This window comes from Streptomyces sp. NPDC088246, assembly GCF_044741025.1.
Classification (GTDB): domain Bacteria; phylum Actinomycetota; class Actinomycetes; order Streptomycetales; family Streptomycetaceae; genus Streptomyces.
In genome coordinates, this window is record NZ_JBIURV010000013.1 from 169939 (window position 1) to 191208 (window position 21270).

General features: G+C 69.8%; 21 protein-coding genes and 1 pseudogene. 20 read left to right on the top strand and 2 right to left on the bottom strand.

The window, feature by feature from the left end; translation table 11 throughout:
- Positions 1–517: 517 nt before the first annotated feature.
- On the bottom strand, positions 518–1996 hold the full coding sequence (locus tag ACIPEK_RS19955) for an MFS transporter (RefSeq protein ID WP_401997661.1): 1479 nt from the start codon (positions 1994–1996) through the stop codon (positions 518–520).
- Positions 1997–2144: 148 nt separating this feature from the next.
- Here ACIPEK_RS19955 and ACIPEK_RS19960 point away from each other — a divergent pair, with 148 nt between their 5' ends.
- The 5 genes and pseudogenes from ACIPEK_RS19960 to ACIPEK_RS19980 all read left to right on the top strand — a co-directional run bounded on the left by ACIPEK_RS19960 (position 2145) and on the right by ACIPEK_RS19980 (position 6280).
- Positions 2145–2735 carry a TetR/AcrR family transcriptional regulator gene (locus tag ACIPEK_RS19960; RefSeq protein WP_401997664.1) on the top strand — a complete coding sequence of 197 codons (591 nt, stop codon included), beginning with the start codon at positions 2145–2147 and terminating at the stop codon, positions 2733–2735.
- Between the two features lie 355 nt (positions 2736–3090).
- A pseudogene (locus tag ACIPEK_RS19965) lies at positions 3091–3483 on the top strand (MFS transporter); the annotation flags it as partial.
- Positions 3484–3591: 108 nt separating this feature from the next.
- Complete coding sequence (locus tag ACIPEK_RS19970) at positions 3592–4281, top strand: 4'-phosphopantetheinyl transferase (protein ID WP_401997667.1); 690 nt, start codon at positions 3592–3594, stop codon at positions 4279–4281.
- Positions 4282–4490: 209 nt separating this feature from the next.
- Positions 4491–5612, top strand: a complete 1122-nt coding sequence (locus ACIPEK_RS19975; protein ID WP_401997817.1) for a P1 family peptidase — start codon at positions 4491–4493, stop codon at positions 5610–5612.
- 113 nt (positions 5613–5725) lie between these two features.
- On the top strand, positions 5726–6280 hold the full coding sequence (locus ACIPEK_RS19980) for a hypothetical protein (RefSeq protein ID WP_401997670.1): 555 nt from the start codon (positions 5726–5728) through the stop codon (positions 6278–6280).
- Between the two features lie 561 nt (positions 6281–6841).
- Here ACIPEK_RS19980 and ACIPEK_RS19985 read toward each other — a convergent pair.
- Positions 6842–7726: an SIS domain-containing protein gene (locus tag ACIPEK_RS19985; protein WP_401997673.1), complete on the bottom strand. Its 885-nt coding sequence runs from the start codon at positions 7724–7726 to the stop codon at positions 6842–6844.
- A 190-nt stretch (positions 7727–7916) separates the two neighbouring features.
- Here ACIPEK_RS19985 and ACIPEK_RS19990 point away from each other — a divergent pair, with 190 nt between their 5' ends.
- The 15 genes from ACIPEK_RS19990 to mmuM all read left to right on the top strand — a co-directional run bounded on the left by ACIPEK_RS19990 (position 7917) and on the right by mmuM (position 21264).
- Positions 7917–8717: a DeoR/GlpR family DNA-binding transcription regulator gene (locus tag ACIPEK_RS19990; RefSeq protein ID WP_114247175.1), complete on the top strand. Its 801-nt coding sequence runs from the start codon at positions 7917–7919 to the stop codon at positions 8715–8717.
- 475 nt (positions 8718–9192) lie between these two features.
- Positions 9193–9528: a hypothetical protein gene (locus ACIPEK_RS19995; RefSeq protein WP_401997676.1), complete on the top strand. Its 336-nt coding sequence runs from the start codon at positions 9193–9195 to the stop codon at positions 9526–9528.
- Between the two features lie 62 nt (positions 9529–9590).
- Positions 9591–10763: a Gfo/Idh/MocA family protein gene (locus tag ACIPEK_RS20000; protein WP_401997679.1), complete on the top strand. Its 1173-nt coding sequence runs from the start codon at positions 9591–9593 to the stop codon at positions 10761–10763.
- 334 nt (positions 10764–11097) lie between these two features.
- A complete protein-coding gene (locus ACIPEK_RS20005) occupies positions 11098–12099 on the top strand; it encodes an MBL fold metallo-hydrolase (protein WP_401997682.1) in 1002 nt (333 codons plus the stop codon).
- An 83-nt stretch (positions 12100–12182) separates the two neighbouring features.
- Positions 12183–13565: an ATP-binding protein gene (locus ACIPEK_RS20010; RefSeq protein ID WP_401997685.1), complete on the top strand. Its 1383-nt coding sequence runs from the start codon at positions 12183–12185 to the stop codon at positions 13563–13565.
- Positions 13562–13987, top strand: a complete 426-nt coding sequence (locus ACIPEK_RS20015; protein ID WP_327272400.1) for a roadblock/LC7 domain-containing protein — start codon at positions 13562–13564, stop codon at positions 13985–13987. The genes ACIPEK_RS20010 and ACIPEK_RS20015 overlap by 4 nt, the downstream gene beginning before the upstream one ends.
- Complete coding sequence (locus ACIPEK_RS20020; RefSeq protein WP_401997688.1) at positions 13984–14337, top strand: DUF742 domain-containing protein; 354 nt, start codon at positions 13984–13986, stop codon at positions 14335–14337. The genes ACIPEK_RS20015 and ACIPEK_RS20020 overlap by 4 nt, the downstream gene beginning before the upstream one ends.
- Entirely contained in the window at positions 14315–14929 is a 615-nt protein-coding gene (locus tag ACIPEK_RS20025) for a GTP-binding protein (protein ID WP_401997691.1), read from the top strand. Before ACIPEK_RS20020 ends, ACIPEK_RS20025 begins: the two co-directional genes overlap by 23 nt.
- The gene (locus ACIPEK_RS20030) at positions 14926–16200 is read left to right on the top strand and encodes a cytochrome P450 (RefSeq protein WP_401997694.1); all 1275 of its coding nucleotides are present in this window, start codon (positions 14926–14928) and stop codon (positions 16198–16200) included. Before ACIPEK_RS20025 ends, ACIPEK_RS20030 begins: the two co-directional genes overlap by 4 nt.
- A gap of 104 nt (positions 16201–16304) precedes the next feature.
- Entirely contained in the window at positions 16305–16703 is a 399-nt protein-coding gene (locus ACIPEK_RS20035) for a cell division protein SepF (protein ID WP_093899016.1), read from the top strand.
- 164 nt (positions 16704–16867) lie between these two features.
- Positions 16868–18151, top strand: coding sequence for an ATP-binding protein (locus tag ACIPEK_RS20040; protein WP_401997697.1), 1284 nt, complete (start codon positions 16868–16870; stop codon positions 18149–18151).
- Entirely contained in the window at positions 18148–18516 is a 369-nt protein-coding gene (locus ACIPEK_RS20045; RefSeq protein WP_401997700.1) for a nucleotide pyrophosphohydrolase, read from the top strand. The genes ACIPEK_RS20040 and ACIPEK_RS20045 overlap by 4 nt, the downstream gene beginning before the upstream one ends.
- Positions 18517–18640: 124 nt before the next feature.
- Entirely contained in the window at positions 18641–19177 is a 537-nt protein-coding gene (locus ACIPEK_RS20050) for a DUF6099 family protein (RefSeq protein ID WP_401997703.1), read from the top strand.
- A gap of 136 nt (positions 19178–19313) precedes the next feature.
- A complete protein-coding gene (locus tag ACIPEK_RS20055; RefSeq protein WP_114247185.1) occupies positions 19314–20237 on the top strand; it encodes an LLM class F420-dependent oxidoreductase in 924 nt (307 codons plus the stop codon).
- Between the two features lie 145 nt (positions 20238–20382).
- Complete coding sequence (mmuM, locus tag ACIPEK_RS20060) at positions 20383–21264, top strand: homocysteine S-methyltransferase (RefSeq protein WP_401997706.1); 882 nt, start codon at positions 20383–20385, stop codon at positions 21262–21264.
- The last annotated feature ends 6 nt before the right edge of the window (positions 21265–21270 follow it).

Genomic DNA, 21270 nt, shown 5'->3' on the forward strand with positions numbered 1-21270 from the left:
TCCGTCCTGGGCCAAGCGGCTACTGAGCTTGTAGCCGTGGTGTCGTCAGCTTGAGTCTGGTCCCGGTGAGACAGCCGTCGATGATGTCGCTGCGGTGTTGAATCCGGCGGAGGACGCGTCGTAGTGCATGGATATCGCCTCCGCTTGAGCCGGGTCGGCCACCTCATCGGTGTGAACAGCTGCGGCACCCCGGGTGTTGGGGCGGGATCCCGCGGCTGTGCGCCTGAGGGCGCGGGCCCCCGGAGGCGCGGAGGGGCGCGGCCGCGCCGGGGTTGCCTTCCCGGAGTGGATCGACGTCGAGGTGTCTGTCACGTACAACGATTTCTGTCGTCGTGGAACGAGCGTCGTGCCCGCAGCAGGCCGGCAGGGTCGGCTTCTTCACGGCGCTGCTGCGCGATCGCCGACTGTCGCGCGCCGATTGGCCCGCCACTGCGGCCGAAGTCGACCCTACCGGCCTGCTGCGGGCGCCCGCCCGCGGACGCGTACGGGGCCCCCGGGGTCGGGGCCTGCCTCGCCGTCAGGCGTCGGCCTTCGGCTCGGGGATGCGGATTGCGAACACTGCGACGAGCAGGGCCAGCAGGGCGAAAGCCGTTCCGGCGCCGAACGCGCTGGACATGCCGTCGGCCTCGGCGATGCGGGCGTGGGCCTGCAGGCTCTGGCCGACGGCCCGCGGTTTCTCGGCGGAGTCGCGGCTCACCGAACCGAAGACGGTCACGAGCACCGCCAGGCCCACCGAGCCGCCCACCTGTTGCACCGCCTGGAGCAGCCCCGATGCGGCGCCCACGTCACGCGGGGACGCGCTGCCGAGGATGGTCAGGTTCAGGGGCATGAAGCTGAAGCCGATACCGGTGCCGAACAGGATGAGCGGGCCCAGGACTCCGGCGGCGTACGAGGTGTCTGCGGAAATGGTGGCCAGCCAGGCGATGCCGGCGACGATGGCGACCGCGCCACCGGTCATGACCTTCTTGGCGCCGAATTTCGGCAGCAGCTTGGGCGCGGTCCGGCCCGAGATGAACAGGGCGCCCGCCATCGGCAGGAAGGCGACCCCGCAGGCCATGGCGCTGAACTCCAGTATGTCCCCCATGAATTGGACCAGGAAGAAGAACATACTGGTCATCGTCGCGACGAGGAGCAGCATATTGAGGTAGGCGCCGGCCCGGGTCCGGTCGGCGAACAGGCGCAGCGGCATGATCGGCTGCTGGGCACCGCGCTCGACGAGTACGAATGCCGTGAGCAGAAAGACCCCGGCGGCGGCGAGGGACACGGCGAGCGTGTTGCCCCAGCCGACTTCGGCGACGCGGATCAGGCCGTAGACGAGGAGACCCATTCCGGCAGCCGACAGCAGGGTGCCGCTCATATCGAACCGGCCGGGCTGCCGGGGCGGCTCCTTGACGTACTTGGGGGCCAGCGCGGCGATGGCGATGCCGAAGGGCACGTTGATGAGGAGGGCCCAGCGCCATGAGGCCCATTCGGTCAGCACACCGCCGAGGATGAGACCGATGGCCAGCCCGAGCCCCGCGACCGTGGAGAACACGCCGAGTGCGTGATTGCGCTGAGTACCTTCGGAGAAGTTTGTGGTGAGGAGGGCGAGCGTGCTGGGGGCGCACAGGGCCGCGCCGGCGCCCTGCAGGACACGGGCCGCGATGAGCCAGTCCGCCGTGGGCGCGAGACCACCCAGCAGCGAGGCCAGGGTGAAGACCAGGACGCCGGTGACGAAGACCCGCCGACGGCCGAGAGCGTCGCCCGCCCGGCCGCCGAGCAGTAGTAATCCGCCGAAGGCCAGGGTGTAGGCGGTCGGAACCCACGAGAGACTCGTCGCCGAGAAGTTCAGGCTCTCCCGCAGCGATGGCAGGGCCACGTTCATCACGGTGCCGTCGATGGCGACCATGAGCTGGCAGGTGACGATTACGGCCAAGGTGATTCCGAGCCCTTGGCCGGGCAGGGCTCCGGATCGTGTCCGACCTGTGTCGACCGGGGTCTTTTCGGATGTGGACATGTCGTACGCCAACCCCTCAGCGAGAGCCGCGTTCGTGCGCGGGCAGCGCGTAGCGTGCCCGACGAACGAAACGGGGAGTGTCCCCGTTTATGGCGCGTACGATACGGGGACATGGTCCGCTTATCAAGGAGAGCCCATCGTGGAGCCCATGGGACGCACGGCCGCCACGGGAGGGGCCAAGCCTCTGCGGGCCGATGCGCGCAGAAATTACCTCCGCCTGCTCGAAGCCGCGGGGGAGGCTTTCGCCGAGAACGGCGCGGATGCCCCGTTCGACGACATCGCCAAGCGTGCGGGGGTGGGGTCGGCGACGCTCTACCGGCACTTTCCGACCAGAGAGGCGCTGCTGGACGCGGTCTTCCGGGACCGGGTGGATGCGCTGTGCGAGCAGGCGACGGCGCTGCTCGACAGTGCCTCGCCCGGCGCAGCGCTGGAGGAGTGGCTCCGCGCGGTCATCGAACACTCCCGTACGTACCGCGGTCTCGCCGCGGAGCAACTGGCCATGGAAATCGACGACGGACCCTCCTTGAGCGCCGCGCGGCACACGCGGATCACCGAGGCCGGCCGCGGACTGTTCGTCAGGGCGCAGGAGTCCGGAGAGATCGCCGCGGAGTGCGACATCACGTCCGCACTCAAGCTCGTCAACGCCATCGCCTGGGCGACCGAACAGTCTCCCGCGCCCGCGGAGCAGACCGAGCGGCTGCTGAGCATCGCGATGAAGGGACTGTGCTCCCGCACCTGAGGGGCCGGCCGGTCGCGGAGGGCCTGTTCTCCCCAGGTCGGCCAGGGGCGTCGGCGGGCCCGTGAACGATGAGGACGAGTGCTGCCGCACTGAGCCGCTCGCGCGCAAGGGCGCACTCGTCGGACGGCCGCCGGCCGATGAAACCGTCGAGCCCGACCAGTACGGCTCCCTGGGGGCCGACGCCGTAGGACGACAGGAACATTCCCTCGACATCGACGTACACTGGCCCCTTGCCGGCCGCCGCCCGGTGGTCCGGGCCGGCGATCCTGCGTACGGTCACCGCGGGTTCCCACACGTCGAGCGGTTCGAGCGCAGAGTCCCGGGCATGGCCCGGAGCGCCGGTCAGCAGGACGAAGCCGACGGCTGGCGCAGCCGCTGGGACGACGGACGCATCCGAGTCGGCAGCACTGTGGCCGGTGCGGGGCCGGCGTTGGCCCTGCTGGTCGGTGGCGTGGTACCGACGTTGACCGGGTTCGCCTGCGTCGGGCTGGGCGTCGCAGCCGTGACACCGTGCATCCATGTGGCCGCCGCAGGACAGGGCGCGGACGCATTGGCCATGGTGGCTGCCATGGGAACAACGGGTTTGCTGGCCGGACCCGCGGTGATCGGCTTCATAGCGAGCGCCGGCAGCCTGGTGTGGGGCATGGGCGTTGTCGCCGTCTCGGCCGTCCTCGTATCCCTGTGTGCCACGCAGACCCGTTGGCCGAGCCTCGCCGGGACGAAACCCGATCCCTCAGTCCTGATGTGACAGTTGCAACACCGGTCCGGTTCGCCACGAACTGAAAATTCTTCAGTCTTCGGGCAGGCTTCGGAGACGATGCAGAGGATGGATCAACCAGCCGGTACGAGGGGGAACATGATCGAGAAGATTCTGCCGTCCCAGGTGGCCGTTGCCGAGGCGCTTTCCGACCCGCCCGACGCGGTTCTCTTTCCCGGCGAGGAAGAGCTGATCCGTAATTCCGTGGAGGGCCGGCGCAAGGAGTTCACCACCGCGCGCTGGTGCGCCCGGCGCGCGCTCGGCGAGCTCGGTCTCGCACCCGCTCCCATCCTGAAAGGCGAACGTGGTGCGCCGACATGGCCGGGAGGAGTGGTCGGAAGCATGACCCACTGCGCGGGCTACCGAGCAGCTGCAGTCGCCCGCCGGGTGGATGTGCTCACCGTCGGCATCGACGCCGAACCGCATGAACCACTGCCCGACGGGGTGCACGAGACGATCGCGCTCGCGACGGAACAGCGGCGCGAGCGCGAGCTGCGTCGGGCGTGTCCCGAGATCTGCTGGGACCGGCTGCTGTTCAGCGCGAAGGAGAGCGTCTACAAGGCGTGGTTCCCGCTCACCCACCGCTGGCTCGGCTTCGAACAGGCCGACATCGTGCTCCACTCGAACGGCGGCTTCACCGCCGGGCTGCTGATCTCCGCCACGGAGCCGGACCTGGCCGCGGGGTCAACGGCGCCCCCTACGGCTTTCAGTGGCCGCTGGCTGGTCGCGGACGGTCTCATGGTGACCGCCATCGCTGTCGGGAGCGAGCCGAAAGCGCCCACCGGGTAGCGGGGCGCCGCATGCGGTCACCGCCGCGCTACAGGGCACGGCGCGCAGTCCGGGGTGACGCGTGAGGAGACCCGGGAGAATCATGCCGGTACCGAACGCGTCGTCTCGAACATCAGCGGCGGGGAGACCGGATATGACGGAACGTCGGTTCGCACCTCGTCCGACGTGCGGGTGTTCCCGTAATCTCTGACCGCATGAGTGCAGACCGCATGGGCGAAGACCGTAAGCGTGCACGTGAGTTGGGCATCCCTCTGACAGGTGAGCCGGGGCCGTGGAACGCGATCACGGATGTGCCCGGTGTCGAGGTCGGGTACGTCACCCTGGTCGAGGGCGAGGACGTACGCACCGGAGTCACGGCGCTCCTGCCGCGCGGGCGGGACGGTGTGGGTACGCCCTGCGCGGCCGGCTGGCACTCGTTCAACGGCAATGGTGAGATGACCGGAACCGCCTGGATCGAGGAGAGCGGCTCGCTCGCTGTGCCGGTGGTCATCACGAACACGTACGCGGTCGGCCCGGTGCACCGCGGTGTGGTCGAGTGGGTGCGCGCCAACCGTCGTGGTATGGCACCGGAGTGGCTGCTGCCGGTGGTCACCGAGACCTGGGACGGCCATCTCAACGACATCCATGGCTCGGCCGTGGAGTCCCGTCATGCGGCGGACGCGATCGAGGCGGCGGCCTCCGGCCCGGTCGAGGAGGGCTGCGTCGGCGGCGGAACGGGCATGCGCTGCTACGGCTTCAAGGGCGGCTCGGGGACCGCATCGCGGGTGGTGCAGTACGGCGAGGACCGCTACACCGTCGGCGCCTTCGTGCAGGCCAACTTCGGCGCACGGCGCGAACTGATGGTCGCCGGTGTGCCGATGGGACGTGAGCTGTCCGATCCGGCCGAGACGCCGGCCCCCGAACCGGTGCCCGGTGGGGAGCCCCAGGTGCCGCCCGGCGCGGGCTCGGTGATCGTTGCCGTGGCGACCGACGCGCCCCTGCTGCCGGGGCAGTGCAAGGCGTTGGCCCGCCGAGTGACGCTGGGCCTCGCCCGCACCGGCACCACTGGAAGCCACTTCTCCGGGGATCTCTTCCTGGCCTTCTCCACGGCCAACCCGTCCGCGCTGACCAGTACGTTTCCCGCGGACGACGGCAGCGCGCCGTACGAGTCGATGCGCTTCGTGCCATGGGGCCGGATGGATCCCTTCTACGGTGCGGTGGTCGAGTCGGTGGAGGAGGCGGTGCTCAATGTGCTCACCGGCGCACACTCGATGACCGGCCGGGCGGGTCACCACGTCCCGGCCCTCCCGCTGGACCAGGTGACTGAACTTCTGGCGGCGCGCAGACAGTGACGCAGCGCGGAAGGCGTGGCTGACGGCGCATTCGGAGGTCACGGCCGACGGAGACAGGCGCAGAGCGTGGCGGTCACTGGTCTCGTACAGGTTCGTCGGCCATACTGCCCGCCGTGGAGCAGCGCATAGATCCGAACACTCAGCCCGGGTACGCCGCGGGGACAGACCCGGCGTACATCCCTGGTCTCACGGCCCCTGTTATTGCCGGAAAGCCGGATACGAACCAGGAGCAGACGGACCAGGAACAGATGGACCAGGAAAGGACAGAGGAGCGGGCGCCCGGCGCCGTCGCCCCCGACGATGCCGTTGCGGAGGCCGTATCCGAGGATGCGACAGCCGACGGGGAGGACGCTGCCGAAGCGGCGGCTGAGGACAAGGAGGCGGAGGACGGCCCCGTATTCGAGGTGAGCGACCGCCGTGGGTCGATCACCGCCGACCGTGACGGCGTCCGGTTCCGGCTGGACGACCAGGAGGCCGAGTTCCACTGGGACGAGATCGGTGCCGTTGAGGTGAAGACTCCTCGGTTCGGCCGCCGGTTCACCATTACGGTCCATATGTCGACTCGTCGATGGTTCAACGCCGAGGTCGAGGCACCGGCCAGGAGCAACCTCAAGCAGTGGGCGGAAGAAATCGACGCGGTCCTGGACGTCTACTTCGAAGAGTCCTGACCACGGCGGCGACTTTCGAGAGGCTGGGCCGGCGGCCGAAACGACCGTCGGCCCCCTCGCGACCGCCATGCATGGCCCCGACCCCCGACCTGCCGACCGCGCGGATGCCGGGCGGTCTGAAGCACCTCACGCCCCGGGACGAGAAGGTTCTGCGTGCGGTCGGTGAGCATCAGGGCCGTCTGGCTTCGCGTGATCTCGGGCACCCGGTCCGGGATGGGGTATCCCCTGCTCGAACGGAGTTGAGAGCTTGGGGAAGGACGGCACCGCCCCCACACGACCGGAGCGATCGTGCGGGGCATCGGACCGCCCAGGCCGGACCAGACACCCGGGGGCGTGAGGGAACCCGCCCACCCGCAACGGACCACGCCCCCAGAGACGTGCCGCCGAACGGGAAGAGAAAGCGGCAACCCAGCGCATCCAACACCGTTCGGGATGCGCCCAGAACGCAGCAGCGGGTCCAGGACTCACTTACGCACACTGGTTAGGAACGGTTCCGTGGGCAGCCCTGCGAGCGCCCCGCCCAGGCCGTCGAAGGTGCGCTCGACGATGTCCATCGGTAGGTCAGGCGCCCGCGAGCACCACCGAGCGCGTCAGGTGGCGCGGGCTGTCCGGGTCCAGACCGCGGGCGGCGGCGCGGGCGATCGCCAGACGCTGGACGCGTACCAGCTCGGCCAGCGGGTCCAGGCCGCTCTCCACCCAGCGGGCGCCGGTCGAGAGCACCTGCTCGGCAAGTCCCTCGGGGGCGGTGCCGAACATCCAGGTCGCGGTGCCGGTGGTGGCGATGCTGATGGGACCGTGGCGGTACTCCATCGCGGGGTACGCCTCCGTCCAGGACAGGGACGCCTCCTTCATCTTGAGCGCGGCCTCGTTGGCGAGACCTGCCGTCCAGCCACGGCCGAGGAAGGTGAACTGGGTGCAGTCCAGCAGGCCTTCGGGCAGCGGCTCTGCCAGCGCGGTCTCCGCATCGCGGACCACGGCGTCGGTGTGCAGACCGAGGTGGGCGCGGAGCAGTGTGAGCAGGGTGGTGGCGAACCGCGTCTGTACGACGGACTGCTCATCGGCGAAGTCGAGCACCACAACCTCGTCGGCGGACGTCATGACCGGGGTGTCCGGGTCGGCGGTGATGGCCACTGTGCGGGTGGTACCACGGAGCCGGTTGAGTAGTTCCAGCACCTCGGTCGTGGTCCCCGAGCGGGTGAGGGCGACGACCCGGTCGTAGCTGCGGCCGAAGGGGAACTCCGAGGCGGCGAAGGCATCGGACTCGCCCTGCCCGGACTCCTCACGGAGCGCGGCGTATGCCTGAGCCATGTAGAAGGAGGTGCCGCAGCCGACGACCGCGATGCGCTCACCGGTGGCGGGCAGAGCGGCCGCCTGCGTCTGGGCCAGCTCAGCGGCGCGGCGCCAGCACTCCGGCTGACTGGCTGTCTCGATCTCGACAAATGACACTCTTGCACTCCGTACTCGTAGTGGCTGGGATGCTCGTTTGTGCACGTTATACGTGATGTATAAGCATTATCAAGCATCCTGCTGACAGGAGGCTTGACTGGACGAAGCCTTGTGCGACGCTTGCGCGTGTCCGGTGACACGTACCCAAGGGGATGGGTGCCCGAAGCCCGGGCTCGTAAGGAGATTTCTCTTGTCCAGGGATGCCCGGTGGAACGCGCTGCTGGAACTTGTCGGTAAGAACGGCCGGGTGGAGGTCGAGGGCGCCGCCGCGACGCTGGATGTCTCGGCCGCGACCATCCGTCGTGACCTGGACCAGCTCGCCGAGCAACAGTTGCTCACGCGTACCCGCGGTGGCGCGGTCGCGCACGGTGTCAGTTACGAACTGGCTCTTCGCTACAAGACCGGCCGTCACGCCCCGGAGAAGCAGGCCATCGGCCGCGCCGTCTCGGAACTGGTGGCGGTCGGCGAAGTGGTGGGACTGACCGGCGGTACGACACTGACCGAGGTGGCCCGTTCGCTGGCGGTACGCTCCGATGTCGTCGGTGACACCGCGGCCGGGATGGGCGGTCAGCCGACCCTGACCGTTGTCACCAACGCCCTCAACATCGCCAACGAGCTGGTCATCCGGCCGCAGATCAAGATCGTGGTGACCGGCGGAGTGGCCAGGCCGCAGTCGTACGAGCTGACGGGCCCGCTGGCCAGCGGGGTACTGGGTGAAATCACGCTGGATGTCGCCGTGCTGGGCGTCAATGCGATCGACACCGAGCGCGGTGCATACGTACACCACGAGGGCGAGGCCAGCATCAACCGCCTGCTCGCCGAGCAGGCGCAACGGGTGGTCGTGGCTGCCGATTCCTCGAAGATCGGCAAGCGGGCCTTCGCGCGGGTCTGCGATCTCGGGCAGGTCGATTTCCTGGTCACCGACAAGGGGATCACGCCCGAGGCGACCGCACGCTTCACGGAGGCCGGCGTCACCGTCATCGCTGTCTGAACCAGTCGTCCGAACGGCGGGTCGCCACCACGGGGGTGGCGACCCGCCGTTTCCGTTTCTGCGTGGCCGGAACCGGGTGCGGCCACGCAGAAAGGCGTAGGGGCGACGTGCTTGAGGATGTCGTTATAGGCGATCTTGAACGCATGATCGTGCACGATTGAGCATGCGGGACCGGCTCCGGGCTTGCAGGCACGGCTTCCTGACGGTCTCTTCGTGCCGCTTCCCTACCGCTTCTGTGCCCTTTTCGAGTCTCAGGCAATGTCGAGGGGTGCTCATGGGGTCCACGTAGAAACGTTTTTGTGTCAACAAATGTTCGTTACCTCTGTGAAATGAACAAGTCTTGCCATCAAGGCGCGCGGTCGTGAACTATGTGCCTGTCGCCGTGAAGGAGCGCCGGCCACATCCACCGTGGCGCGGGCCGTCTCCGTGGATGCGGGACACTCCCTTGCTATCAGCCCTGGAGGTGCCTGTGACGATGGCGGATGCGCCGGTCTCGGCCGTGCGGTCGCCTGTGCCGCAGCCCCGTGATCCCGAGGACGCGGATCGTTCCGCCGGGAAGAAGCATGGCGAGATCCGCGGCCGGCGGCAGGAACTTCTCAGGATCAGCCAGACGAACCCGGCCGGCGGTCATTTCTCCGGCACATGCACCCGCACATATGCGTCTCTCACCACGGTCGTGCGAGACGTCCAGAAGGACATCGTCGCGGGCCGCAAGCCGATCTCCGCCTACAAGGAGGAGCTGCGCAAGTGGCGCTCCGGCGGCGGCGACAAGATGCGCGCCGAGTACGAGGCATCGCTTGCCGGTAATTAGCCTCCGTCCGCACCACCAGCACGGACACGCCCGCACCACCAGTACAGACAGAAGGGACCACCGTGTCAGACCTGCGACTCGGCGTCATCGGGCTCGGCCTGCGCCGTTCCATCGCCATGTCCGCCCACCACCCCGGACAGGGTTCGGCGATCACCGCCGTCTGCGACCTCGACCCCGAGGTGCGCCGGCGTGAGGCCGAGCGCTTCGGCACCGATGTCGCGGTCGAGGACTACAAGCTGCTCCTCGGCCGGGACGACCTCGACGCGATCATCATCGCCACGCCGGACGACACCCACGAGGCCATCGCCATCGATGCGCTCCGGGCCGGCAAGGCCGTCTTCGTCGAGAAGCCGCTCGGCATCACCGTCGAGAGCTGCGACAACGTCCTGCGTGCCGCTTACGAGACCGGGACCCGGCTGTACGTCGGACACAACATGCGCCACATGGGTGTCGTACGGCTGATGCGCGACATCATCGCCCGCGGTGACATCGGCGAGCCCAAGGCCGTGTGGGTGCGGCACTTCGTCGGCTACGGCGGTGACTACTACTTCAAGGACTGGCACGCCGACCGGACCCGTACCACCGGCCTGCTGCTCCAGAAGGCCGCCCACGACATCGACGTCCTGCACTGGCTGGCCGGCGGCTACACCCGCCGTGTCAACGCGCTCGGCGACCTCCTCGTCTACGGCGACCTGCCGCGCCGCGAGCCGGACACCCCGCGCCCGGCGAACTGGCTGCGCGAGTTCGACTGGCCGCCGACGGCCCGCAAGGACCTGCACCACATCGTGGACGTCGAGGACGTCTCGGTGATGAACATGCAGCTCGACAACGGCGTCGTGGCCGCCTACCAGCAGTGCCACTTCACTCCGGACTACTGGCGGAACTACACCGTCATCGGCACCGAGGGCCGTCTGGAGAACTTCGGTGACAGCCCCGGTGACGAGGTCAAGGTCTGGAACACCGGCCCCAGCGGATACCGCCGCGACGCCGACATCACCTACCGGGTGCCGGACGCCGGCGGTTCGCACGGCGGCGGGGACACCCGGATCATGGAGGAGTTCTGCCGGTTCGTGCGCGACGGGGGCGTCACCGACACCTCGCCGGTCGCCGCCCGGATGAGCGTCGCCGCCGGTGTGCTCGCGACCCGTTCCCTGCGCGAGGGCGGTGCACCGTACGACGTACCGGCCCTCGACCCGGAGCTGATTGCGTACTTCGAACGTGGTCAGGTCCGCTAGGAACCGGCACGAGGCTTTCGACGACCTTCGGTGACAGCGCTTCCGGCGCCGTCACCGGAGGTCTCGGTACGGCTGTTTTCAGCCATGCTCGGTGGGTAGTCGGCTCTTTCTGGTTTGGCGACGGCTCGATCGGTGTCCGCCGCTGTGTGTGACACCGTCGGGTGAATTGTGGGTGATCATCCGAAAGGTGTCGTATGGGAGTGCGGGGTGCTGGTCTCGTACGGTCACCGAGCCTGCGGCACCGGAGAGCGTGAGCGGCGATTTTGCGCCAATGGGATCTCATGGTGGCCGAGTTCGAACGCATGGCCGGATCGTGGTCGGCATAATCGCGTCCATGTCGATCACGGGTGGAGACGTCGTTGACCTGGGACGGGGCCTGTACGCATGGCTCCCGCCGAAACGGGGCTGGGGGCTGGCGAACTGCGGTCTCCTCGTCTCGCCCCGTGGCGCGCTCTGGATCGACACCCCGTACGACACCGCGCTGGCCGGCCAGTTCCTGGCCGAGTCCACGAAGCGGCTGCCCGACGGTGCCTCCATCGACCGGGTGATCGTCACCCACGCGAACGGCGACCACTTCTGGGGAGCGGGCGTACTCCCGGACGCGGAGATCATCGCGACCCGGGAGGCCCGCGAGCACATCCATTACGAGCCCACGCCCATGCAGCAGCACGCGCTGGTCGCCACCGGCGATCCGGCCACCGCGCTCGGGGCCTACCTCGGACGTCACTTCGGCCCCTTCGACTGGTCGCAGACCGAGCCGGTGCAGCCGACGACGTACTTCACCGGGGAGCTCGAACTGACCCTGGGGGAGTACCCGGTTCAGCTCTCCGCCCTGCCGTCCGCGCACACCACGGGCGACCTGATGGTCCATCTGCCCGCGCAGCGTGCCGTGTTCAGCGGGGACATCATCTTCTCCTCCACCCCCGCTCGGCCGGGCGATCACCCGGTGCACTGGGCGGGTCCGCTGAGCAATGTGATCGCGGCCTGCGAGCGGATGCTGGCCACCGGCGCCGAGATCGTCGTCCCGGGCCACGGACCGGTCCTCGACCCCGTCGGGGTGCGCGATCACATCGTGTATCTGGAGTACGTGCGCGAGCGCGCCCACGCCTTTCACGCAGCCGGGATTCCCGCCCTTGAAGCGGCCCGCCGGGTCATCGCCGAGGGGCGCTACCCGGAGCTCGGCCTCCCCGAGCGGCTGGTGGTGACCATCGGAAGCGAGTACCGGCAGCTCGACGGCTCCGAACTGCCCGGAGTTCTCCAGGTGATGACCGACGTCGCCGTGGTCGCTCAAGAGGTGGAGCAGGCCCGTGAGTCGGCGGGTCCGGCGGAGAAGTAAGCAGGCCCGGTGGAGAAGTGAGCGGAGCTTTTGCCGCCGCTTCGGCCGGAAGACCGATCCGACAACAGAAATGCGGTGACGGCATGGGATGGATCGTGGCGGTGATCGCCGTCGCCGCTGCCGTGGCGTCGGCTGTCCGCGCACAGAACGCTGCGCGCTCGGAGCACCTGGCCCTGGCCCGCGCCGAGCTGGCCGAACGACAGTCGAAGGCCGCCACGGCCCGTACCGCCGCCCTCACCGACGAGATCCGGCAGCTGGCCCGCAAGCGGATACCCGCCGCGGCGCTCGCCCTCTCCCACCCCACCGCCCAGGTCCCCGGACTGCGGGAGGCGGCCGGGGTCGACGGCGATTCCGCCCGGCTGCTCACCGAGGCCGTACAGGCCGCTCGCACGGCGGTCGTCGAGGAGCGCGGGCGCGTCGACGCGGCCGCCCGGGCGGCGATGCGCGGCACCTCGGCCAAGATCCAGTCCCTGCTCAACCAGTCCCAGCAACTGCTGCACGAACTCCAGCACGAGTACGACGACCCACGGATCCTGCAGCTGGACTTCCGTAATGAACTGGCCTTGCGGCGTACCCAGTCCACCGCCGTGCTCTGCGACGCCTGGCCGGGGCTCGCCCGCCAGAACTCGCCGCTCGTCGAGATCGTGCTCGGCGCCCAGTCCCGGGTCGCCGGCTATGAGCGGATCAAGGTCGCCAACCATCTGCGCGACGAACGGCTCGCGCTCGTCGCCCGCGCCGCCGAACCCCTCGCGATCGCACTCGCCGAACTGCTGGCCAACGCCACGGCCTACTCGCACCCCGACACCGATGTACAGGTGACCGTCCAGCAGAGCGGTGGCCGTGGCGCGTTCCTGGTCGTGGACGACGCGGGCATCGGCATGGACGACGATGCGCTCGACCGGGCCCGCGCACTGCTGGCGGGTCCGTCCGAGGTGCTCCTGACCGAGCTGGGCGACCCACCGCAGACCGGTTTCGCAGTCGTCGGCCGGCTCGTCGTGCAGTACGGCTTCACCTGCCACATCGAGGCATCGCCGTTCGGCGGAATGCGTACGATCCTGCGCGTCCCCGCCCATCTGCTCACCGTGATGGAGGACGACCACAGCCTCTCCGCCCTCGCCCCGAAGCCGATGCAGGCGCACGCCACTCCTTCGGTTTCCGCCCCCGCCGAGCCGGAACCCGCGCCGGCACCGCAAGCCGCCGGCGGGCACCCTGCCGAGCTGCCCAGCCGGCGCCGACGTTCACCACGCCCGACCCCGGCCCGGTCCGCATCCGCCGCCCTCACCCGGGACCGGGAACAGGTGTCCCGTACACCCGAGCAGGCCGAGGCTTCCTGGGCGGCACTCCAACAGGGCACCCTCAACGGCAGGAGCGTCGCCGGTCGGTCATCCGCACCGGCAGCGGACGTTCACCACCCGGACGATCACCGCCCGGACGACCACGACGACCAAGGAGACGACGAGAAGTGAGCGCCCCCACTCCCACCACCGGTGACCTCGCATGGGTGCTGACCCCTCTGCTGGAGCTGCCCGGAGTCCAGCACGCCGTGGTCGCCACCGGGGACGGCCTCGTCGAGGGAGCCTCACCCGGCCTGGACCGGGCGTCCGGCGAGCGGGTCGCCGCCATGACCGCCACGGTGCACGCCGCGGCCCGCGCGTTCACCACGGCCTTCACCGACGTCGAGGCGCCGCGCCTGGCCCAGACGGTTGTCGAGTCCGACCAGGGCTTCGCCATCGTCGTACCGGCCGGGAACAACACCACACTCGCCCTGTTCGCGGAACCCGGAGCCAAACTCGGCGACATCGCCTACCAGATGCAGGTGCAGGTCACCGCCCTGACCCGGGCGATGAACGCGCCCGCCCGCCAACCGGACACCGCCGCCCGGCCATGACCTCCGGCCGCGGACGCCGTCTGATCCCCGCCTATCTGGTCACCGGCGGCCGGACCCGGCCCGCCGGTCCCGCGCTCGACCGGCTCGCCGTGCTCGTACGCACCGACACGGACCTGCCCCCGGACACCGGCTCGGAACAGCGCAGGCTGTGCGAGCTGCTCGAACCGGGCGCGCTCACCGTCGTCGAATCCGCGGCCCACCTGGGTCTGCCGGTCAGCGCCACCGTCTTCCTGGCCACGGACCTCGCGGCCGCCGGACATCTGCACACCCGACCGCCCATCCCCAGCGCCGGGGAGATCGACCGGTCGCTCGTCGAGAGGCTGCTCGTTGGACTCCGCTCCCTCCACTGACCGGACCGGCATCGGCTATCTGCCGCCTGCCGCCCGGACCCTGATGAAGCTCGTCGTCACGGGTCCCTTCGGCGTGGGCAAAACCACCCTGATCCGTACGCTGTCGGAGATCGCCACGCTCCACACCGAAGAGGCGATGACCCAGTCCAGCACCCGGCTCGACAGCACCGCAGGCCTGCCGGACAAGACCACGACCACCGTCGCCATCGACTTCGGCCGGCTCACCGTCCTCGACGACCTGGTGCTCTACATGTTCGGCACGCCGGGCCAGCAGCGGTTCCTCCCACTCTGGGAGGACATCGCACGCGGTGCGCTCGGCGCACTCGTCCTGGTCGACACCCGCAGGCTCGCCGACTCCTTCGCGGTCATGGACATGGTCGAGGAGCAGGGACTGCCGTACGCCGTCGCCGTCAACCGTTTCCCCGACGCCCCCGCCCACACGGACGAGGTTCTGCGCAAACACCTCGACCTCGCCCCCGAGACCCCGCTGGTGCAGTGCGACGCCCGCGAACGCCGCGGCAGCATCGACGCACTGATCGCGCTCGCCGAGCATGTGCTGGCCGGAATGCCCCGGCCCGAGGACCCGTCATGACCCCGCCCGTACAACCGCCGCAGCCCCTCGCGCTGTACGGCCCGGACTTCGCCGCCGACCCGCAGAGCCACTATCGGCGCCTGCGTGAGCACGGCCCCCTGGCCCCCGTCCGGATCGCGCCCGGCATGGACGCCCTGCTGGTCACGGACTACCAGGCCGCCGTCGACCTGCTGCGCGACACCCACACCTTCACCAAGGACCCGCGCGCCTGGCAGGCCACCGTCCCCGACGACTCGCCGGTCCTGCCCATGCTCGGCTACCGGCCCACCGCGCTCTTCAGCGACGGCGACGTACACGCCCGTTACCGCGACGCCATCAACGACAGCCTCGCCCTGATCGAGCCCCACGTCCTGCGGGCCGAGGTCGCCCGGGTCGCCCAGATGCTCATCGGTGAATTCGCCGCCACCGGCAGCGGCGACCTGATCGCCCAGTACGCCCGACGACTCCCGGTGCATGTCTTCGTCACCTGGTTCGGCGTACCGCCGGGCGACAGTGAACGCATCGTCAACGGCATCGCCGGCATGTTCAACTCCGCCGAGGACGCCGCCACCGCGTACGCCGACCTCGTCGAGGTCGTCACCGATCTGGTCGCCGACCGGCGCGCCCGGCCGCGCCGCGACCTCACCTCGTACCTCCTCGCCCATCCGGCCAATCTCGACAACGACGAGACTGTGCGTCAGATCACTCTGATCATGAGCGCGGGCCACGATCCGACGACCAATCTGATCGGCAACGCGCTGCTGCACATGCTCACCGACGTGCGCTACGCCGGCTCGCTTCACGGCGGCGCGATGACGGCACACGAGGCGATCAACGAGGTCCTCTGGCAGGACCCGCCGCTGGCCAATTTCGCGGCCCACTACCCGCGCCACGACACGGAGTTCCACGGCGTCCGACTGCGCGCCGGACAGCTGCTCCTCGTCTCCTACGCCGCCGCCAACACCCAGTCCGTGCCAGACCTTTCGGACCCCGGGGTCCGCTCCGGAGCCAGTGCCCATCTGGCCTGGTCGGCCGGTCCGCACCGGTGCCCGGCGAAGCAGCCGGCGCTGCTCATCGCCATGACCGCGATCGAGCAGCTCACCAGTCAGCTGTGCGACGCAGAACTGGACGTTCCGGTCAACGGACTGAAGTGGCGGCCGGGACCGTTCCACCGTGCTCTGGTGCGGCTTCCGGTACGTTTCACGCCCGTCGACATGACTGCGGAGACGGACCGGCACGACGCGGCCGAGGGTGCTTCGGACGGGCCGTCAGCGGTGTCGATCGGCCCGTGAACCGTGTCGGTGGTACGCCGAACGGGTGAGGGGCGAGAGAATTGCCCGATGAACAGCGAGCGCAGCGGGCGCAACGCCGACCGAAGCACAGACGGGGTGGTCCGGTGAGCAGGTACGACAGGTACGACGTCACGGACGAGCAGTGGGAGGGGCTTGCCCAGGTCGTACCTCTGCGCGGCCGTGACCAGTGGCCTTCCAGGGTCGATCACCGTACGGTCCCCGACGAGAGCGCGGCAGCCGAACAGCGGCGCCTCGTCGTGCTGCGGGTCCAGGTCTTCGCGGACGCGCGGGAGGTGGCGGAGTACCTGGTCGCACAGATCCCGGTGCTGCTCGATCTGACCAGCGCGGAGACGGATGTGGCCAAGCGCATCCTGGACTTCACCAGCGGGGTGGTCTTCGGTCTGGGCAGCGGAATGCACCGGGTCGACCGGAATGTCTTCCTGCTGTCGCCGCTCGGCATGGAGGTCGAGGGGGTTACGGCGGCGGGCGTACCCGGGTCGTAGGAAGGCTGCCGGGCGGGTGTTGGCAGGGTGGGTGCGGCGGTCGGCGTCCTTCGATCGTGGGAATGCCGTCCGGGGCGGGATTGCCGCGGCAGGCGTAGCCCGATCGTAGGAAGGTCGTTCAGGCGGAACGGTTCGCCGCTTTGCGGTCTGCGTACGGTCCGCCCATGAGTGCACTCCGCCCGGGGACCACCCCGCAACCGTCCGCCCGTACAGCCGTGCTCGGTGAAGCTCTTGCCGCTACCGGCACGTCCGTGTTCGGTGACGGCCCCGCCGCTACGGATACGTCGGCCCGCCCGGAGGCCGTGTGGCGTTCCGGCGGTCCTGTCCGCTCCGCCGGACCTGTCGTCACCGAACTGCGGTTGTCCGCCTTCGCCTCGCATCGGGGCGCCAACTTCCCCATCGGCCCGGTCACGCTCTTCGCCGGACCCGGCGGCAGCGGCAAGTCGAGTGCGTTGCGGGCGTACGAGGTGCTGTCGCGGCTGGGCAGCGGAGACCCGCTCGACGAGGTCTTCCCGGACCCGGCGGGGTGCGTACCGGAAGGCGCCGCGGCCGATGCGCAGGGCCGCCGCGGATTCCGGATCGGCTGCACGACGGACGGTCCGGCAGGACCGGTACGGCTCGACGTGGCGGTCCAGGCGGAGCCCACCCTCCGTATCGTCGGTGAACGGCTCACCGGCGGTGGCGAGACCCTGCTCACCACCGCATTGCGCGACCCGGGGCGCTCGACGGTCCAGGCGGCCTGGCACACAGCGGGTGCGGTCCCGGTGACGCGTGCGCCGCTGCCGGACGACCGCCTCGGAACGGCCCTGCTGCCGCTGCGGGTGGCGGGCAGGACCGAGGGGCAGTTACAGGTCCTGGCCGCCGCCGAACAGATGGTCGTGGCCCTGCGGTCGGTCTTCGCCTGTGAACCGCAGCCGCCACGGATGCGTGCGCCCGTACCTGCGGGCGACGGCCGGCTGCGCCGCGGCTGCGACAACCTCGCGGCGGTGCTGGAGCGCACGCACACGCAGTGCGCCCAACGCCACGCCCGGCTGGTTGCGGCGACTCACGCAGGATGCGCGGGGCCGGTGACCGCACTCGGTGTCGAGCGGCTCGCGGACGGGTTGCTGCGCGCGACCGTCGGGCGCGGCGGGGGGCATGAGACGCCGGTCGGCCGGCTCGGCGACGGTGAGCTGAGGTATCTCGCGCTTGCTCTGGTACTGCTCACCGGCCCCGGGGTGCTGGCGGTGGACGCCGCCGGCGAGGTGCCGTGGGCCATGCAGACCCTCACCGTGCTGGCCGACGGAATCGACCGGGACCTGGACGGACGGCAGTTGCGCGGACTGCTGGATCTGGCGGTGTCGATCGGGGCGGCCGGGCATCTCAGGCTGGTGGGGACGGTCACGGAGTCGGGTGCGGTGCGAGCCCGGGAGACGGCCGGGGTGACGGTGGTAGACCTGAAGCCGTGACAGAACTTGATGTACGCGCCCTGCAGCAACGGCTCGCCGCGTTCGCGGCTGCACGGGACTGGGAGCAGTACCACAACCCGAAGAACCTGGCGGCGGCGCTGAGCGTCGAGGCGTCCGAACTGGTCGAAATCTTCCAGTGGTTGACGCCGGAGCAGTCGGCGCGGGTGATGGAGACACCCGAGACGGCGCACCGGGTGGCGGACGAGGTCGCGGATGTTCTCGCTTATCTGCTGCAGTTCTGCGAGGTGTTGGGGATCGACGCACTGACGGCGCTGGCGGAGAAGATCGACCGGAATGAGGCCCGATTCCCGGTGCGGGAGCGCCCGGACACCCTTGATTCGCCAGATCGTCACTCTTCGGAGTGATCCACTTATTCACAGTCGACTTCCTGTCCACAGATTTCCGAATTCCCCTGGCTTTTCGGTAGGGGCGCCCTCACTGTGGGTAATGAATGAGTTGAGCGGCTTTTCGTACGGACTGGGGTAACGCATGGAAGCGGAGCGGCTTGTGGGAGTCAGTCGGCGTGCTCTGGCACAGAGCCGCTGCACACCGGACATCATCGCCGAGGCATGGCAGGCCCAGGCGCTCGCTCAGGCGATCGGCAGCCGGTTGGCGGCGGACGGGCCCAAGGAGCTACGGGGAGAGGCACGCGGGCTCAGCGAGATCGGCGGAAGGAGCGGCGGGGCGCTGGACCACCCGGCGGCGCGGGCCGGAGTGGCGCGGGCCGCGCAGCTCTCCGGGCTCGCCGAACCGCGGGCGACGCTGACGGGGCTGGGCACACTGCTCGGAGAGGTGGGGATAGCCCTGGTCGGGGTGGCCTGCGAGACCGACGAGCAGGGGCTCTACTGGCAGTGCATGGAGGCGATCGACGCGGCCGACGAGTCCATGGACCGGGTGCACGGAATGCTCCGGCGCCTCGATGAGCAGGACCGGGAGCGGCAGCAGGATCTGGAGCGAGGCCGGGAGCGGGACGGCCCCTACGGTGCGATCCGCGGACCGGCGGGCTCGGCGGCGGGCCAGCCGTGACCGCGCAGGATTCAGGGAGTGACGAGGGACGGGACGGTGTACGGGACGGCCGTGACCGTAGAGGGCTTCGGCAGGGGCGGCGCGTGGGAGGGAGAAGGAGGGGAACGACCGGCATCCGGAGGTGCAGGATGGATGCATGGATCTTCGAATCTTCACCGAGCCCCAGCAAGGGGCCGACTACGACACCCTGCTCACCGTCGCCAAGGCGGCCGAAGACCTCGGCTTCGACGCCTTCTACCGCTCCGACCACTACCTCCGCATGGGCCCGGGGGACGGGCTGCCCGGCCCGACCGACGCGTGGATCACCCTGGCCGGGCTGGCGCGCGAGACCAAGCGGATCCGGCTCGGCACGCTGATGACCGCGGGGACCTTCCGGCTCCCCGGCGTGCTCGCCATCCAGGTCGCGCAGGTCGACCAGATGTCCGGCGGGCGCGTCGAGCTCGGCCTCGGCGCAGGCTGGTTCGAGGAGGAGCACAAGGCCTACGGCATCCCGTTCCCCAAGGAGAAGTTCGGCAGGCTGGAGGAGCAGCTGGAGATCGTCACCGGACTCTGGGCGACCGAGATCGGCAAGACGTTCAGCTTCGACGGCACGTACTACCAGCTGACCGATTCGCCCGCGCTGCCCAAGCCGGCGCAGGCCAAGGTGCCGGTCCTGATCGGCGGTCACGGTGCGACGCGCACACCACGGCTGGCCGCCCGGTACGCGGACGAATTCAATATTCCCTTCGCGTCGCTGGAGGACAGCGAGAAGCAGTTCGGCCGGGTCAGGGAGGCGGCGAAGGCGGCCGGCCGCGGACCGGACGACCTGGTGTACTCCAACGCCCTGGTGGTCTGCGTCGGCAAGAACGACGCCGAGGTGGCGCGGCGCGCCTCCGTCATCGGTCGTGAGGTGGCGGAGCTGAAGGCGAACGGGCTCGCGGGCTCACCTGCCGAGGTGGTCGACAAGATCGGCAGGTACGGCGCGATCGGGTCGTCCCGGATCTACCTCCAGGTCCTGGATCTGGACGACCTGGAGCACCTGGAGCTGATCTCCTCCCAGGTCCAGTCCCAGTTCACCTGAGCCGGGAACCATCCCGGCTCACCCGAGTCAGGGATCGGTCGCCGCTCACCCGAGCCAGGTCCGGGCCCGGCTCACGAGGGAGTCACCCGTGCAACCTGTCCGGTCAGTCAACGGTCCGCCCACCCGCGCGCTCGATCGTGCCCTCTTGGAGCGGACGGTCCTGCTCGACGGTGGTCTCTCCAACCAGCTGGAGGCGCAGGGCTGCGATCTGTCCGACGTTCTGTGGTCGGCCCGGCTGCTGGCCGACGGGCCGGGGCAGATCGAGGCCGCGCACACTGCTTATGTGCGGGCGGGTGCGCAGGTGCTCATCACGGCCAGTTACCAGGCGACCTTCGAGGGATTCGAGAGGCGGGGGATCGGACGGGCCCAGGCGGCGGAGCTGTTCGCCCGCAGCGTGCGGCTGGCGCGGCGGGCCGCGGGTGCGGTGGAGCGGGAGATCTGGGTCGCCGCCTCGGTCGGCCCGTACGGGGCGATGCTGGCGGACGGCAGCGAGTACCGGGGCCGTTACGGGCTCTCCGTCCGGGAGCTGGAGCGGTTTCACCGGCCGCGGGTGGAGGCGCTGGCCGCCGCAGGGCCCGATGTGCTGGCGCTGGAGACGGTGCCGGACATCGACGAGGCCGAGGCGTTGCTGCGTGCGGTCGAGGGGTGCGGGCTGCCCGTCTGGCTCTCGTACAGCGTGGCGGGGGACCGGACCAGGGCGGGGCAGTCGCTGGAGACGGCCTTCGCTCTCGCCTCGGGGCATGACCGTGTGCTGGCAGTCGGGGTGAACTGCTGTGATCCGTCGGACGCGGACCGGGCGGTGCGGGTGGCGGCGCAGGTGGCCGGGAAACCGGTCGTGGTCTATCCGAACAGCGGTGAGCGGTGGGATGCCGGCGGCCGGGAGTGGGCTGGTGCCCCCACCTTCGATCCCGGGAGAGTACGGGCCTGGGAGGACGCCGGCGCCCGGCTGGTGGGCGGCTGCTGCCGGGTCGGCCCGGGAGACCATCGCGGAGCTGGCCGGGCTGCTCGGCGAAGCGACGGCAGGTGAAGGGAA

What these genes read in the sequence shown, in the direction of transcription:
- ACIPEK_RS19955 (WP_401997661.1), bottom strand. Translation starts at nt 1,996, where the DNA reads ATGTCCACATCCGAAAAGACCCCGGTCGACACAGGTCGGACACGATCC.
- ACIPEK_RS19960 (WP_401997664.1), top strand. Translation starts at nt 2,145, where the DNA reads ATGGGACGCACGGCCGCCACGGGAGGGGCCAAGCCTCTGCGGGCCGAT.
- ACIPEK_RS19970 (WP_401997667.1), top strand. Translation starts at nt 3,592, where the DNA reads ATGATCGAGAAGATTCTGCCGTCCCAGGTGGCCGTTGCCGAGGCGCTT.
- ACIPEK_RS19975 (WP_401997817.1), top strand. Translation starts at nt 4,491, where the DNA reads ATGGGCGAAGACCGTAAGCGTGCACGTGAGTTGGGCATCCCTCTGACA.
- ACIPEK_RS19995 (WP_401997676.1), top strand. Translation starts at nt 9,193, where the DNA reads ATGGCGGATGCGCCGGTCTCGGCCGTGCGGTCGCCTGTGCCGCAGCCC.
- ACIPEK_RS20005 (WP_401997682.1), top strand. Translation starts at nt 11,098, where the DNA reads ATGTCGATCACGGGTGGAGACGTCGTTGACCTGGGACGGGGCCTGTAC.
- ACIPEK_RS20010 (WP_401997685.1), top strand. Translation starts at nt 12,183, where the DNA reads ATGGGATGGATCGTGGCGGTGATCGCCGTCGCCGCTGCCGTGGCGTCG.
- ACIPEK_RS20020 (WP_401997688.1), top strand. Translation starts at nt 13,984, where the DNA reads ATGACCTCCGGCCGCGGACGCCGTCTGATCCCCGCCTATCTGGTCACC.
- ACIPEK_RS20030 (WP_401997694.1), top strand. Translation starts at nt 14,926, where the DNA reads ATGACCCCGCCCGTACAACCGCCGCAGCCCCTCGCGCTGTACGGCCCG.
- ACIPEK_RS20040 (WP_401997697.1), top strand. Translation starts at nt 16,868, where the DNA reads ATGAGTGCACTCCGCCCGGGGACCACCCCGCAACCGTCCGCCCGTACA.
- ACIPEK_RS20050 (WP_401997703.1), top strand. Translation starts at nt 18,641, where the DNA reads ATGGAAGCGGAGCGGCTTGTGGGAGTCAGTCGGCGTGCTCTGGCACAG.
- ACIPEK_RS20055 (WP_114247185.1), top strand. Translation starts at nt 19,314, where the DNA reads ATGGATCTTCGAATCTTCACCGAGCCCCAGCAAGGGGCCGACTACGAC.